At 57.8% G+C, this 15,849-nt stretch carries 12 protein-coding genes; 6 read left to right on the top strand and 6 right to left on the bottom strand.

The window, feature by feature from the left end; genetic code table 11:
• Positions 1–33: 33 nt before the first annotated feature.
• The gene (locus KCG39_RS06425; RefSeq protein WP_004119654.1) at positions 34–1,539 is read right to left on the bottom strand and encodes an anion permease; all 1,506 of its coding nucleotides are present in this window, start codon (positions 1,537–1,539) and stop codon (positions 34–36) included.
• A gap of 626 nt (positions 1,540–2,165) precedes the next feature.
• Between KCG39_RS06425 and KCG39_RS06420 the strand changes: the two genes are divergently transcribed.
• Positions 2,166–4,943 carry a flavocytochrome c gene (locus KCG39_RS06420; protein ID WP_142446703.1) on the top strand — a complete coding sequence of 926 codons (2,778 nt, stop codon included), beginning with the start codon at positions 2,166–2,168 and terminating at the stop codon, positions 4,941–4,943.
• Positions 4,944–5,010: 67 nt separating this feature from the next.
• Positions 5,011–5,961 carry an FAD:protein FMN transferase gene (locus KCG39_RS06415; protein WP_142445645.1) on the top strand — a complete coding sequence of 317 codons (951 nt, stop codon included), beginning with the start codon at positions 5,011–5,013 and terminating at the stop codon, positions 5,959–5,961.
• Here KCG39_RS06415 and dcuR read toward each other — a convergent pair.
• The 3 genes from dcuR to KCG39_RS06400 form a co-directional block, all read right to left on the bottom strand.
• Positions 5,942–6,661, bottom strand: coding sequence for a two-component system response regulator DcuR (gene dcuR, locus KCG39_RS06410; protein ID WP_004119659.1), 720 nt, complete (start codon positions 6,659–6,661; stop codon positions 5,942–5,944). The two genes, KCG39_RS06415 and dcuR, sit on opposite strands and share 20 nt — an antisense overlap.
• Positions 6,658–8,277 (bottom strand): sensor histidine kinase, encoded by a 1,620-nt coding sequence (locus KCG39_RS06405; RefSeq protein ID WP_142468137.1) that lies wholly within the window; start codon positions 8,275–8,277, stop codon positions 6,658–6,660. Before KCG39_RS06405 ends, dcuR begins: the two co-directional genes overlap by 4 nt.
• Positions 8,278–8,383: 106 nt before the next feature.
• Positions 8,384–9,280: a LysR family transcriptional regulator gene (locus tag KCG39_RS06400; protein WP_142468136.1), complete on the bottom strand. Its 897-nt coding sequence runs from the start codon at positions 9,278–9,280 to the stop codon at positions 8,384–8,386.
• A 107-nt stretch (positions 9,281–9,387) separates the two neighbouring features.
• On the opposite strand from KCG39_RS06400, the gene KCG39_RS06395 reads away from it, so the two are divergent.
• From KCG39_RS06395 to KCG39_RS06380, 4 genes are all read left to right on the top strand, one after another.
• Positions 9,388–10,128, top strand: a complete 741-nt coding sequence (locus KCG39_RS06395) for an SDR family oxidoreductase (protein ID WP_004119667.1) — start codon at positions 9,388–9,390, stop codon at positions 10,126–10,128.
• Positions 10,129–10,350: 222 nt separating this feature from the next.
• Positions 10,351–11,256 carry an N-acetylmuramic acid 6-phosphate etherase gene (locus tag KCG39_RS06390; protein WP_112164881.1) on the top strand — a complete coding sequence of 302 codons (906 nt, stop codon included), beginning with the start codon at positions 10,351–10,353 and terminating at the stop codon, positions 11,254–11,256.
• A gap of 331 nt (positions 11,257–11,587) precedes the next feature.
• Positions 11,588–13,198: a malate dehydrogenase (quinone) gene (gene mqo / locus KCG39_RS06385; protein WP_232391418.1), complete on the top strand. Its 1,611-nt coding sequence runs from the start codon at positions 11,588–11,590 to the stop codon at positions 13,196–13,198.
• A gap of 215 nt (positions 13,199–13,413) precedes the next feature.
• A complete protein-coding gene (locus tag KCG39_RS06380; protein ID WP_004119671.1) occupies positions 13,414–14,340 on the top strand; it encodes a LysR family transcriptional regulator in 927 nt (308 codons plus the stop codon).
• Here KCG39_RS06380 and mdcH read toward each other — a convergent pair.
• Together mdcH and KCG39_RS06370 are read right to left on the bottom strand one after the other, a co-directional pair.
• Positions 14,330–15,232 carry a malonate decarboxylase subunit epsilon gene (gene mdcH, locus KCG39_RS06375; RefSeq protein ID WP_211811572.1) on the bottom strand — a complete coding sequence of 301 codons (903 nt, stop codon included), beginning with the start codon at positions 15,230–15,232 and terminating at the stop codon, positions 14,330–14,332. The two genes, KCG39_RS06380 and mdcH, sit on opposite strands and share 11 nt — an antisense overlap.
• On the bottom strand, positions 15,229–15,849 hold the full coding sequence (locus KCG39_RS06370) for a malonate decarboxylase holo-ACP synthase (protein WP_004119673.1): 621 nt from the start codon (positions 15,847–15,849) through the stop codon (positions 15,229–15,231). Before KCG39_RS06370 ends, mdcH begins: the two co-directional genes overlap by 4 nt.

Here is a 15,849-nt window from a genome sequence, read left to right as displayed (position 1 = left end):
AACCGCCGGGGTTTAACGCCCGACGGTTATGAATCAGAACATCATGGACATCCACGGATAGCCAATCAGCAGCAGGGCGGCCAGGAAGATGGCGCCGAAAATGGTGCCGAGACGCCAGTAGTCTTTGGTCGGCAGATAGCCGCTGCCGTAGTAAATTGGGCTGGGGCCGGTACCGTACGGGGTGATGATCCCCATCACGCCGAGGGAGGTCACCATCAGCAGCACGAACACCTGCATATTCATCCCCGGAATGGTGGAGGCGATAGTCAGCATCGCCGGCAGCAGCGCGGTGGTGTGCGCGGTGGTGCTGGCAAACAGATAGTGCAGCAGGTAGAACGCCAGCAGCAGGACGACGGTCGCGACGCCCGGGGAGATGCCGCTCATCAGCGCGCCGCCCTCTTTACCCAGCCAGGCGATAAAACCGGTGGAGGAGAGGCCGTCGGCCAGTGCAACCAGGGTGGCGAACCAGGCAAAGGTGTTCCATGCCGCTTTGTTGCTGGTGATATCATTCCACGAGAGCACGCCGGTCCACAGCATCAGGACGATAACCAACAGGGCGGCCAGCGCTGGTTCAATCCATTCGGCGGCGAAGATCCACATCATCAGAGCGAAGCAGACGAAGACCAGCAGCAGGATTTCATTGCGCGACAGGCGGCCCAGTTTTTCCAGCTCGCGGGCGGCCCACAGCGGCACTTCATCGTTGATTTTCACTTCCGGCGGGTAGAACCAGTAGGCCAGCAGCGGCATCGTCAGAATCAACAGGATACCCAGCGGCAGGAAGGCGATAAACCAGGTGCCCCAGGAGATATTAATGCCGACGATGCTTTTCACCAGCGCCAGCGCCAGCAGGTTCGGCGCGAGCGCGGAGAGAAACATCGAACTGGTGATGCAAGCGGCGGTGATCGCCACCCACATCAGGTAGGAGCCGATGCGGCGCGCGCTCGGGTCGTTAGGTTTAGAGCCGTAAAGCGGCGGCAGGTTAGCGATAATCGGGTAGATGGTCCCGCCGCTGCGCGCGGTATTGGACGGCGTGAACGGCGCCAGCAGCAGGTCGGCGAAGGTGATGGCGTAGCCCAGCGTCAGGCTGCGGCGGCCGAGATATTTCACCAGAATCAGCGCCAGACGGCGGCCAAACTGGGTTTTATCGTAGCCGGCGGCAAACATGAAAGCACCGAAGATAAGCCACACGGTGGAGTTACCGAAACCACTCACCGCCCATTTAAAGGAGGCGCCGGCAAGCTTAAAGTTCGGCGCGGCCAGCTGTTCAGGGCTAAAGAGTAGCCACTGGCTGCACAGGGCGATGACCACGACGCCGGTAATACCAATCACCGCGCCGGGCAGTGGTTCGAAGATCAGACCGACGATCACGCCGACGAAAATGGCAAAGTAATGCCAGGCGTAAGGGGGGAGCCCTTCGGGCACCGGAACGAATAAGAGTAAGACGGCAACGATAATGGGCATCGCCATCATCAGCAGACGTTTATAAGCAGCATTTTTTGCTGCACCGGCAGGCGGTATGGTTGTCTTTTTCTCTTTCATAATGAGTATCTGCAAGTAGTTAAAAATAAGGTTTTGTCACCGGTTAATCGTTCGGTTTCTTTAGTTTCGAAAGTTTCTTTAATTATTAATGGCCGTTTTTGGATATTCCGGTGACCGTTATTTAACGCGTTTTGTTGAGCGCTAAATTAAAATGCTTGGTTATTTATATATTGCGCTTTCATGCGCCGTTGCAATTGATTGAGATCAAGAAAAGCGGGTTGTCAGATACTTTTTTATTATTTCAGATAACCCTGTTTAGTGAGGTGTTAATTTGTGTAAAATATAGCTTAATGTTAAATTTTAATTGGTTTTTATAATGCAATTTTAATTTATTTATATGAATAATAAGGTTTTTCCGGTTATTTTTAAGGTTGCATATGTTAACAATGGTTTCCAGTTTGTTATCATTTATCTCTGTTGTGTGAATAAAATATTTTTAATTAATAATACAAAGGAGGTAGTGATGTTATTGCTGGTATTAAATAGTTTTTTAACTAACGTAATTACTTTGGTAACTAAAAATAGCGCTATATTATGGGCATGACTTAAGGGATTACCAAATACAAGTAAAAATAATTCCGTCACCCAATTCTGAATTTTCAATATTTAAAATCTGGAGCGTCATGATGACCAGTAACCAACGAATTTTAAACCCTTTTACTTTACCGAACGGCACCGAGCTAAAAAACCGCCTGTTAATGGCGCCGATGACCACCTGCACCGGTTATTTTGACGGTACCGTGACCAGTGAACTGGTGGAGTACTACCGCGCTCGCGCCGGCAGCATCGGCGCTATTATCGTTGAATGCTGCTTTATCGATGATTACGGTCTGGCGTTCCCCGGCGCTATCGGTATCGATAATGACGAGAAAGTGGCCGGTCTGGCGAAAATCGCCGCGGCGATCAAGGCCGAAGGCTCAAAAGCGATTCTGCAGATCTACCACGGTGGCAGGATGGTCGACCCGCAGCTTATCGGCGGACGCCAGCCGGTGGCCCCGAGTGCGATTGCCGCGCCCCGCGAAGGCGCAGCCACGCCTCGCGCGCTGAGCGGGGCTGAAGTCGAGGGCATGATCGCGAAGTTTGGCGAAGGTGTACGCCGCGCCATTCAGGCCGGTTTCGACGGCGTCGAGATTCACGGCGCGAACACCTATCTGATCCAGCAGTTTTATTCGCCAAACTCTAACCAGCGCGACGACGAGTGGGGCGGCAGCCGCGATAATCGCGCCAGATTCCCGCTGGCGGTGCTCGACATCACCCACAAAATGGCCCGCCAGTACGCCGACGACGCCTTTATTATCGGCTACCGCTTCTCCCCGGAAGAGATGGAAGTCCCCGGCATCCGTTTTGCTGACACCATGTACCTGCTGGAAAAACTGGCCGCCCGCGGCGTGGACTATCTCCACTTCTCGGTTGGCGCCACGCTGCGCCCCTCTATCGTTGATACCAGCGATCCCACCCCGTTGATTGAAAAATACTGCGCCATGCGCTCTGAAACCCTGGCGCAGGTGCCGGTGATGGGCGTGGGCGGCGTGGTTAATGCGGCTGATGCCGAGCAGGGGCTGGATCACGGCTACGACCTGATGGCGGTCGGTCGCGCCTGTATCGCGTATCCTGACTGGACGGCGCGCATTGCCGCCGGCGAAGAGCTGGAGCTGTTTATTGACAGCACCCAGCGCGAAGCGCTGAACATCCCGGAACCGCTATGGCGCTTCTCGCTGGTGGAGGCGATGATCCGCGATATGAGCATGGGCGACGCCAAATTCAAACCGGGGATGTTCGTCGAAACCGTTCAGGACGACGCCAACGAGCTGGTTATCAACGTCAGCCTGGAAAATGACCGTATCGCCGATATCGCCCTGGCGGCAAGCCCGGTGCAGACCGTCGAGTTCACCACCAGCTTTGAAGAGATCCGTGAACGTATTCTCAGCGCTAACACCCCGCACGTGGATGCGATTTCCGGCGCAACCAGCCAGAGCGAAGCGGTAAAAAAAGCGGTGTCCAAAGCAATGCTGAAGTCCAGTAAAGCGCTGGCCGCCGAAGAGGGCGCGGGCGATGCGGCGCCGAAAAGCTACGATGTGGTTGTGGTCGGCAGCGGCGGAGCCGGTCTGGCGGCCGCGATTCAGGCGCACGATGAAGGCGCGAGCGTTCTGATCGTTGAAAAAATGCCGACCATCGGCGGCAACACCATCAAAGCCTCTGCCGGAATGAACGCCGCAGAAACCCGCTTCCAGCGCGTAAAAGGCATCGAGGACAGCAAAGAGTTGTTCTACCAGGAAACGCTGAAAGGCGGCAAAAATAAAAACGACCCGCAGCTGCTGCGCCGCTTCGTAGAGAACGCGCCGGAAGCCATTGAGTGGCTGGCGCGTCGCGGCATTATGCTTAACGATATCACTACCACCGGCGGGATGAGCATCGACCGTACCCACCGTCCGCGCGACGGGTCGGCGGTCGGCGGCTACCTGATCAGCGGCCTGGTGCGTAATATCACCAAACGCGGTATCGATGTGCTGCTGGATACGTCGGTGGAAGAGATCCTGATGAGCGGCGATGAGGTCAGCGGCGTGCGCCTGCTCACCGATGAAAACGAATCGGTTGTGGTACAGACGAAGAGCATCGTGGTGGCCACCGGCGGCTTCAGCGCCAACAGCGCCATGGTGGTGAAATACCGCCCGGATCTGGCGGGTTTTGTGACCACCAACCATAAAGGGGCCACCGGCGGCGGTATCGCGCTGCTTGAACGCATCGGCGCGGGCACCGTGGATATGGGCGAAATCCAGATCCACCCGACCGTCGAGCAGCAAACCTCGTATCTGATTTCCGAATCGATTCGCGGCGGCGGGGCGATTCTGGTGAACCCGCAGGGTAGCCGCTTCTTCAACGAAATGGAAACCCGCGATAAGGTCTCCGCCGCGATTATCGCGCTGCCGGAGCACTTCGCTTATATCGTCTTCGACGAGCACGTCCGGGCGAAAAACAAAGCCGCCGATGAGTACATCGCTAAAGGTTTCGTCACCAGCGCCAGCTCGCCGCGCCAGCTGGCGGAGAAACTGGGGATGGATTACCATGCTTTTCTCAATACCCTGGAGCGCTACAACGGCTTTGTTGAAAAACAGCATGATGATGACTTTGGCCGTACCACCGCGCTGCGCGCGCCGATAAATGAAGGCCCTTACCATGCGATTCGTATCGCGCCGGGGGTTCACCACACCATGGGCGGCGTGACCGTTAATACCGATACCGCGGTGCTGAATGCCGGTCATCAGGTGATTGCGGGCGCTTTTGCCGCAGGCGAAGTGGTTGGCGGCATTCACGGTGGTAACCGCATCGGCGGTAACGCGGTGGCCGATATCATTATCTTTGGGACCCTCGCGGGCCATCAGGCCGCGAAACGCGCCAGAGGTTAAGCGTTAGCGACCCCCGCCGGGCTGGCAAACATACGGCCCGGCTTCTTATCTCTCTGAGGAGGGCGATATGTCCGACAACCGCGTCTACAGCTACTCCGCCGTGCTGATGGGTTCGCCCATTCTCCTCAAACTCTACGTTCACGATGAACCGCTCGCCTCACGTGTTTTTCAACGGATTAAGGGCTATGAAGATCTTTTCACCGTGAACCGCGCGTACTCCCAGGTGATGGATATCAACCAGGCCGCCGGGCGGCATCCGGTGACGGTAAGCCGTCCGGTTTACGCGCTGATTAAATGCGCCAAAGCCGCCAGCATGGTGCGCGACAGCGCGTTTAACCTGGCGATCGGTCCGCTGGTGAAGCTCTGGCGCATCGGTTTTCAAGGCCAGAGCGTGCCCGCTGCGCAGGACATTGCCGCTCGCCTGACGTTAACGCGTCCGCAGGATGTGATCCTCGATGACGCCGTCGGCAGCGTCTATCTTGCCCGCGCGGGAATGGAGATTGACCTTGGGGCCATCGCGAAAGGCTATATCGCTGACCGGGTGCGCGACTATTTGCAGCAGCAAGGCATAAACGCCGCGCTGATTAATCTCGGCGGCAATGTCCACACGCTGGGCGAATGGTCTATCGGGTTGAAAAAACCTTACTCAGCGGCGGATGCGCTGATTGGCAGCATTGCGGTGGCGGGGCAGTCGGTGGTGACCTCGGGCATTTACGAACGCTATTTCGAGCAGGATGGCAAACGCTGGCACCATATTCTCGACCCGCGCAGCGGCTATCCGCTGGATAACGAGCTGGAAAGCGTAACCATTATTTCCGCCGACTCGCTGGACGGCGATATCTGGACCACCCTGATTTACGGCCTCGGCGTAGAGAAGGGCTGCGCTGCGCTGCGCCAGCGCGAGGATATCGAAGCGATTTTCGTCACCAAAAACCGCGACGTTATCCTCTCTTCACAGCGCCGTTTCCGCTTCCAACTGTTGGATAATGGCTACCGGCTTACTGGCTGTACTGCTTAAGCAGGCCGTACTGCTCGGCTATCAAATGGTAGCGGTACACCGGGCGGCCGGTGGCGCCATAGTGAATGCTGGTATAAAGAATGTTAATTTGTGCCAGCCAAATCAGGTACTTACGGCACGAAACCCGAGATATATTTACCGCTGCCGCCAGCTCGTCGGTGGAGAACTCCACATCCGGATGGGCATCAATCCACTGACAGAGGGTACGCAGCGTCTGCGGCGTCAGGCCTTTTGGTAACTTGCGCGAATCGGCGGCTTCCGGCACGCCGCCGTGGAGCAACCGGTCGACGTCCGCTTGTTCATAATAGGGTTGACCGGTCATCAGCTTACGCTTTTCGCGCCAGGCGGTGAGCGCCTCTTCAAACCGTGGAAACTGGAAGGGTTTGATCAGATAGTCCACCACGCCGTAGCGCATTGAGGCCTGAACCGTCGCGGCGTCGGCGGCAGAGGTAATCATTATCACGTCGATAGCCCGCCCGGACGCGCGTATGGCGGGCAGCAGATCGAGGCCGCTATCCTGCTGCATGTAGACATCCAGCAGCACCAGATCGATCTCCAGATCCTTGTCGTTAACCATCTCCCTGGCTTTACTCAGCGTCGACGCGGTGCCGCTGCAGCGGAAGCCGCTGACTCGCCCCACGTACAGGCGGTTCAGTTCGGCAACCATGGCATCATCGTCAACAATTAATACATTTATCACGCACTTTTCCTTTTACTGTCCCACGGGAGATGAACGAAAAATTGGGTAAACACGCCGGGTTCGGATTCCACGGCCAGCGACCCGCCAAGTTCGCGAAGCTGCTGGCTGGCGAGAAACAGCCCGACGCCGCGGTTTTCGCCTTTAGTCGAGAAGCCCTTATTAAAAATATCATCGATAAACGCTTCCGGGATACCGGGACCATCATCGCTGACTTCGCCGCTTAACCAGCCGTTCTGGTAGTGCAGCAGCAGGCCGACTTCGCCTTCGGCCTGGCCGCTCATGGCATCCAGCGCGTTCTCGATTAAATTGCCCAGCACCGTAACCAGCACGGTAATCTGTTTTTCATTCGGGCAGTCGGGTACCAGGCTCTCTTCGGCGAGGGTGAGGGTAAACCCCCGCTCTTTAGCGCGCTGAATTTTGCCGATCAAAAAGCCGGCCACCACCGGTGATTTAATTCGGTGCTGGATTTCGCCGATATCCGCCTGATAGGTGTGGGCGGTCTGCAGCACGTACTCCTCCAGCTTGTCGTAGCTTTTCATGTTCAACAGGCCGAGAATCACGTGCAGCTTATTCATAAATTCATGCGACGTAGTGCGCAGGGCATCGACATAGTTCACCATCCCGTCGAGCCGCTGCAGTAGCTGGCTGACTTCGGTTTTGTCACGAAAAGTGCTAATTGCGCCGACCACGTCATCCTCGTCGCGAACGGGGACCGTGTTGCTGATCAGCAGCAGACCGTTGCACCCCAGCTCGCGATCGTAAATCGGCTCGCCGGTTTGCAGAACCTCCTGCAAATCCGCCAGCAGCGGCGTTTGCGCGATGTCGCTATCGGGGCCGCTGAACAGGATATCCCGCGCGGCGGGGTTAATCAGCGTCACCTGGCCGTCGGCGTCCACCGCCACCACGCCCTCTTTTAAAGAATGCAGCATCGCCTGTCGCTGCTGGAACTGCGTCGAGATCTCCTGCGGCTCAAGGCCCAGCAAAACACGCTTCAGGCCGCGAACCAGGCTCCAGGTGCCGACGGCACATACAACCGCGCTGAACAGCACGGTCAGGATCACGTCCCAGCGGCTGGCGGCGATCTGCGTATCCACTTTGCTTAGCGAAATGCCAATCGCCACCACGCCGATTTGCCGACGGTTATCGTCAAATACTGGGGTGAATACCCGCAGCGCCGGAGCCAGCACGCCGTGGTTGACAGCGACGTTCTCCTTGCCCGCCAGCGTGGGCCGGATGTCATCGCCGATGAAGGGTTTGCCGATAATCTGGCTATTGGGATGCGAGTAGCGAATACCGTCCATATTGGTGACGACGGCAAACAGCAGGCCGTTGCGTCTGGCGACGGCCTGCGCCAGCGGCTGGATAATACCGCTCTCCGGCGGCAGCGTCAGGCCACGCTTGACTTCCGGGGTGTCGGCCAGCGTCCGCGCCACCGCCAGCGCCGTATCTTTCACGCCGTCGCGGGTGGCGCCGCTAATCTGCATAAACCACAGGGCATAGACCAGAATCAGTACTGAACCGATCACGCTGCCGATCATTAAGGTCACGGCGGTGCTCAGCTTCATACTCATTGCGCGTTTGCGCGCGGGCGACGCCGGCTGCGCGAATTCATTCATACCCACCCCTGGACAAAACGTTTAGACAGTATTATCGCTGAACGAGCAGCTTTCATAAAGCCGTGTAATAAAAGCAAAATCAGCCTGACAGCCAGTCTGGCGGTCGCTATCTGCCGCCGACAGCCAGCAGATAGTCGATAAATGCCCGCAGCGGCGATGCCATTTGCTTACGGCTGGGGTAGTAAACGTAAAAACCGGGGAAGGCCGGGGTCCACTCTTTCAATAGCTGAACTAGCTGGCCTGTCTCAAGCCAGGGATCGACCTGATGGGCAAATTGATAGGCAATACCTGTGCCCTTGAGGGCTAACGGCGTCAGCATGGCCGGCTCATCGACAATGATGGGTCCTTTGACCACAATCTCGCAGCTTTCGCCGTCGCGCTGAAACTCCCAGCGATACACGCTGGCATCGCTTGGCCTACGATAGGTCAGGCAAGGATGCTGCAGCAAATCCTGCGGTTTATGGAGCTGCGGCGCCTGCGCCAGGTAGCGCGGCGAGGCGACGACTTTCATTTCGAGGTCGCCGCTCAGCCTGACGGCAACCATATCCTGATGGAGCTTTTCACCGAGACGAATTCCGGCATCAAAACCTGCCGAAACGATATCGACCAAAGCGTCATCAGTGACGATATCCAGCTCAATTTTGGGGTAGCGCTGCATAAAGCCGCCCAGCAGCGGCGCCAGATAATGAATCGCGGCGATGCGCGAAACATTGAGACGCAGGCGGCCCGCAGGCGCGCTGGCCGTCTGGGCATCGGTCACCGCATCCTGGAGAGCCGCCAGCGCAGGGGCCAGCCGCTGCATCATGCGCTTGCCGGCCTCGCTCGGCGCGACGCTGCGCGTGGTCCGGTGTAATAAACGTACGCCGATGCGCTCCTCGAGACGACGGATGGTTGCGCTTAAGGTGGAGGTCGTGACGCCGAGATGCGCCGCCGCCCGGGTAAAACTGCCTTGCTCAACGACCATCGCGAAGGCTCTTAATTCCGCAAAATCACTTCCGCGCATTATGGCGATTTCCCCAAACAGTCTTGTTGATAATAGGCATATTATCAAACAGTCTCCCGCTGGTTACCATCCTGATGAATATCATTTAACGGACAGGGGAAACGACGATGGCGAGATTTAGCGCAAAAAGAGTTCTTATCACCGGTGCGACCAGCGGGATTGGGCTTGCCGGAGCAAAGCGTATCGATAGCGAAGGCGGTTGGGTGATTGCTACCGGACGCGATCCCCGACGGCTGGCGCTGCTACGCGGGCAGCTCTCGGATCGGGCCAGGGTCATCGACAACGATGCCAGCGATCCCCTGACCGGCGAGGCGCTGGCCGAGGAAATTCACGCCTCCGGCGGGCTTGATGGTCTGTGGCTCAATGCCGGATATGCCGCCGTTGGAGAGCTATCGCAGATTGATGCCGCGGCCTTTGACCAAATGATGGCGACCAACGTGCGCGGGCCGGTTCTCCAGATGGCGGCGCTCGCCGGGAAGCTTAATCCAGGGGCCTCGGTGGTGGTGACGGCATCCACCTCCGCTTATGAGGGGGCCGCGGCGGCGAGCCTCTATTCGGCGACAAAAGGGGCGCTGATTTCATTAACCCGCTGCTGGGCATCGGCGTTAGGCGAAAAAAATATTCGCGTTAACGCCCTGGTTCCCGGTCCGATCGATACCGATTTTCGTCATTTTATGCGCGATGAGGTGCGCCGGGAGTTTGAAGCCTCGGTTGTCAGCCGCCTGGCGCTTCACCGTCAGGGGACGGCGGCTGAAGCGGCTGAAGTGGCGCTGTTTCTGCTTTCCGATGCGGCGTCATTCGTCAGCGGAGGCCAGTACGCCGTTGATGGCGGGCTGACCCTGCGCTAATTCACCCTTGACGTCTTAGCTTAACCTCGTCGCGCCTGTGGTTGGATAACGACCAATCGGCAGCTGAATGGCTTCAGGGGAGCGAAAACTGTGACTCCGGTGGCGGTAACGCGCGTCGCTTAAGCTTTACACTGCCATTAATAGCCATGGTCAATGAAAGGGTTTGCCTCAGGCCTGCGCTTTCGTCCCGGAAGGTTCTTTCGCATTTAAATGGAGGTTTTTATGAGCAGTAAGCCAACCGCTTCAATGATGGAACGACGCCACCCTGAAACCACCCATATTGATAGTCTTGCTACCCTCGATATGCTGACGCTGCTGCACAAGGATGATAAGCAGATTGCCGATGCCATTGAGGTCTGTCTGCCGGCTATCGCGCGCCTGATTGATAACGCGACGGCGACGCTCAGTCGGGGAGGGCGGCTGATAATTGTGGGGGCCGGGGCATCGGGCCATGCCGCCGTGCAGGCGGTGAGTGAATTTACCCCGGAAGGAAAACACTCGCTGGTCGGGCTTAGCGCCGGCGGGCCGACCGCCACGCGGCAGGAGCAGGACGCCGCGGCGAATAACTACGACCTTGGGGCTTTTGAACTTCAGGCGCTGCAGTTCAGCAACCAGGATATGCTGCTGGCGCTGACGGTCAGCGGTAAAACGCCGTGGGTCTGGGGAGCGATGCGCCATGCCTGGTCGCTGGGCGCGCCGATTGCGGTTGTGACGCAGCAGGCCACGAGCGAAGCCGCGCAGCTGGCGGATATCATCATCGCCCCGCAAACCGGACCGGAGGCGGTGGCGGGCTTTGGTAATCCGAAAGCGCAAATCGCGCAGCGGCAGATCCTTAACATGCTGACCACCGGGCTGGCGATTCGCGCGGGAAGGGTATATCAAAACCTGCGGGTCGATCTGCAGGCCAGCACCCCGCACGAGGCCGAGCGGCAGATAGCCATCGTGATGGCGGCGACGGCGTGTTCGCGCAGCGAGGCCAAAGCCGCGCTGGCCAGCTGCAATCAGCACTGCCGGACGGCGATATTCATGTTACTCAGCGGGCTGGATGCCTGGCAGGCGCGCGAGCTGCTGGCAGAGCACAACGACCATCTGCGGATTGCGCTGCGCGCGGCCCATACGGTAGCCTGAATGAACGTACCCGGCGCGTATTCGCGCCGGGTGATAAATTTAATTCGTCTACAGCGCTGGCGTTATTCCCCACCTTTTATCCTTTTATTTTTTTATTCCTGCACGGGTAAATCACTATTGCTTTCCCTATTCTCCATGCTGGCGTTATTTTTACTTTTTTAAGTTAAAAAACCAGGTAAATAGTAATTAGCTATGTGTGCGAAAGTGTAAATGATATTTTAAAATAAAGTAAAAGTGCGTTAATATGCCCGCTCTTATTACACTTGTGCTATGTGATATTTCTATTATGCCTGCAATTAAAAATACGATTATATCTATGACCGCATTAGCGATGTTCGTCAGTACGGCGACTTTCGCAAATGACGATACCTCGAAAAAAACCGATTTCCTGCTGATTGGCGGCGGCATTATGAGCGCGTCGCTGGGGACCTGGCTGCATGAACTCCAGCCGGACTGGAAGCAGGTCATGGTTGAGAAGCTGGATGGCGTCGCGCTGGAGTCCTCTAACGGCTGGAACAACGCCGGTACCGGACACTCGGCGAATATGGAACTGAACTATACGCCGGAACGCCCGGACGGCACCATCGACGTCAGCAAAGCGCTGGATATTAACGAACAGTTTATGATCTCCCGCCAGTTCTGGACGGCGCAGGTTAAACGCGGCATTTTGCACGATCCGCACTCCTTTATTAACTCCACCCCGCACATGAGTTTCGTCTGGGGAGATAACGTCGATTATCTGCAAAAACGCTACGCCGCGCTGCAGCAGACTACGTTATTCCAGGGGATGAAATTCTCTACCGACCACGCGCAAATAAAAGAGTGGGCGCCGCTGGTGATGGAAGGGCGCGATCCGCAGCAGCGCGTTGCGGCGACCTGGACTCCGGTGGGTACCGACGTTAACTATGGGGAAATAACTCGCCAGCTGATCGGTAGCCTGAAGAAAAATAACAACTTCACGCTGCAAACGTCTTCAGAAGTTACCGATTTTAAACGCAACGCCGATAATTCCTGGCACGTAACGATTAAAAATGTGAATAGCGGCGAGGAGCAGGCGATCGATGCGAAATACGTATTTATCGGCGCCGGCGGCGGCGCGCTGAAATTACTGCAAAAAACCGGTATTCCGGAAGCGGATAATTACGCCGGTTTCCCGGTAGGCGGCTCCTTCCTGATGACTGAAAACCCGGCGGTGACCAAAGCGCACCAGCAGAAAGTTTACGGTCAGGCCTCGGTGGGCGCGCCGCCGATGTCGGTCCCGCACCTTGATGCCCGTTTCCTCGACGGCAAGCGCGTGGTGCTGTTTGGGCCATTCGCCACCTTCTCGACAAAATTCCTGAAAAACGGTTCGTTCCTCGATCTGCTGAGCACCACCACCACTGATAACGTGCTGCCGATGACCCACGTGGGTCTGGACAACTTCGATCTGGTGAAATATCTCATTAGCCAGGTGATGCTGAGCGACGACGATCGTTTTGCGGCGCTGAAAGAGTATTACCCAGGCGCGCGTAAAGAGGACTGGAAGCTGATTCAGGCCGGTCAGCGCGTACAGATCATCAAAAAAGACGCAGAGAAGGGCGGCGTGCTGAAGCTGGGCACCGAAGTGGTGGTCGACGAGCAGAAAACCATCTCCGCGCTGCTGGGCGCTTCGCCGGGGGCTTCTACCGCCGCGCCGATTACCCTGAACGTAATTAAGCAGATGTTCCCTGAGCAGTTTAATTCGGCCGAATGGCAGCGCCGTATTCACGATATCGTACCGAGCTACGGCCAGAAGCTGAACGGCAACGTCGCGCTGACCCAGCAGGTTTGGGATGACACTGCGGCTACGCTACAGTTGACCAAACCGCCGGTGATTGAGATGAACGCCACCGCGCCGGTGATGACCGCCAAACCGGCGGAGCCGAAGGCGGAGACTTCACCGCAGCACGATATGGCGCTGTAAGCCCGCGCCGTTGACATTGCCCGGTGGCGGCTGATGCCTCACCGGGCCTACGGGCCTCTCTTCGCCGTCCCGGCGAAAACGATACATTGTCATTATCTCTCTCCTCGCGCTGATATCCCCCTTCCGGCTAATCCTTGATTGGTTAATTGCGGTTATACTGTCTTGAAATTACGAAAGAAAATGCGGATGAAGACAGAAATGCGGAGCGCAGGGCAATGAAAGACGACATTAATCAGGACATCACCTTCCGCAAGCTGTCGGTATTTATGATGTTTATGGCTAAGGGCAATATCGCCAGAACCGCTGAAGCTATGCAGCTGAGCGGCGTCAGCGTTCACCGGGCGCTGCATACCCTGGAAGAGGGCGTTGGCTGCCCGCTGTTTATTCATAAAGGGCGCAATTTGTTGCCGCTGCCGGCGGCGTGGACGCTGCTGGAGTACTGCCAGGACGTGATGAGCCTGATGACCCGCGGACTGGAGGCGACGCGCAAAGTAGCCGGCGTCGGGCAGGGGCGGCTGCGTATCGGTACGCTGTACTCGCTGACCCTGGAAACCGTGCCGCGCATTATTATGGGCATGAAGCTGCGTCGTCCGGAACTGGAGCTGGATCTCACCATGGGCTCCAATCAGATGCTGCTGGATATGCTCGAAGATGACGCGCTCGATGCGATCCTGATCGCCACCAATGAAGGTGAATTCAATAATTCGGCTTTTGATGTGGTCCCGCTGTTTGAGGATGATATCTTTCTCGCCGCTCCGGCGACGGAGCAGCTCGATACCACCGCCCCCGCCGAACTGCGCGATTACGCCGGGCGTAAGTTCGTTTCGCTGGCGGAAGGCTTCGCTACCTATGCCGGATTTCAGGACGCTTTTCAGGTGGCCGGATTTGAGCCTGAAATCGTCACCCGGGTCAATGATATCTTTTCGATGATTAGCCTGGTGCAGGCGGGCGTAGGTTTTGCCCTGCTGCCGGGCCGCATGAAAAAGGTTTATGAAAACGACGTCCAGCTGTTGAAGCTGGCGGAGCCGTATCAGATGCGCCAGCTGATCTCCATTGTCTACTCGCACCATCGCGAGCGCGACGCCGACCTGCTGGCGCTGGCTGCTGAAGGGCGGATGTACGCCCGTAGCCTCAGCCGTTAAGCCGGTTCGCCAGGTGACGGGCGACGTCGATACCGCTGCGCTCCAGCGAAATGCACTCTCCCTGCCAGCCCGCCTGGCGGGTGAGGCAGGTCAGCACGCCGCCGGGCGGCATCTCGAACGCCAGCCGCGCCTCCCGTTCATCAGCGGCAATCATCGCCTCCTGCCAGCGAACGGTTCGCGCCATATTCAGCGCCAGATCGTCGGCTATTCGCAACGGGTCCCATAACACACGCGCCGTGGAGCCGCTCAGATACGCGCAGCGCGGTCTTCTGAGGGTGACTTCAGCGAATGCTTTTGCCAGCTCCGCCGCCGGTTTATCCAACAGCGCGCAGTGCGAAGGGACACTGACCGTCAGCCGCTGTGCTTTACTGGCGCCAGCCGCCAGCGCCAGCCCGGCCACGCGCGCCATCTCATCGTCGCGTCCGGCAATCACAATCTGCGTTTCAGCGTTAAGGTTGGCGATATAGAGGTCGCTGTCGGCAATCAGCTGTTCCACTCGGTCGAGCGTCAGGCCCATAATGGCGGTGAGCCCGTAGCCGTGGGGATAAGCCTGCTCCATTAAATCGCCGCGTAGTGCCACCAGCCGCAGAGCGTCGCTAAACGCCAGCGCATCGGCAATCACCGCCGCCGGGAAAGCCCCAATCGACAGGCCGCTAACCATGTCCGGATTCACTCCATGACGCCGCAGTTCTCGCGCCCAGGCGACGCCTGCGATCAGCAGGCACAGCTGAACCGAACGCGTGTGTTTTAACGCTGCGGCGCTATCTAAATGGTCTATTTCTTCGCCGAGCACGGTCCGCGCTTCGGCGAGAATATTCTGGCGGTCGGGAAGGCCGGCCAGCATATCCGGCCGCTGGTTTCCCTGACCGGGAAAGGTAAAGAGAATTTTCATGCTTCCTCCCTGTTCCAGGGTGCCGCGGTCAGGCGCGCGCCGCGGGACGTTTTCAGCAGGACGCGACCATCGCGCAGCCACTCGTTTAGCGCAAATGCCCCGGCGGGCGTTTCGACCTGGGTATCCGCCCGGCACGGCAGCTGCGCGACGCGGGACTGCCAGGCGAGCAGCGCCTCGCGGGGAAGCGGCAGCGGCGCGCGGATCAGCAGATCGAGATCGCTGGCCGCGTGCAGCACGGGAATTTCGGTGGCCAGCGCGTAGCCGGTACCGCCGGTAATGCCCCAGCGCCACGACCAGGGGTGCAAGGTCAGTGATATCGCCGCCTGAAGCGGCGGCTGAGAGACAAACGGCGAGCGCAGAAGCCGTTGGCGATCGGCGAGGGCTTCCGGGCTGACGATACGGACGATATTTTCTCTCCGTACCCAGCCCGCGGCCCGCTGTTCGCGCTTCACGCCCCGTACGCCCACCGGAACGCGGGCGTCGGCATCAACGTCGCGTCGTACCACCACCGGCAGACTAATACGCCAGTGTTGTGCGACCCAGGGCTCCTCAATCGCCTCCAGCGCGGCGGTATTATTCAACCAGATTAAATCGTGAGGACGCGGCGTTGATGACAT

The sequence above is a fragment of the Klebsiella pasteurii genome, assembly GCF_018139045.1.
GTDB lineage: Bacteria > Pseudomonadota > Gammaproteobacteria > Enterobacterales > Enterobacteriaceae > Klebsiella > Klebsiella grimontii.
Note: the sequence above shows the minus strand (reverse complement) of the source record. Positions and strands in the feature narration are given on the sequence as shown.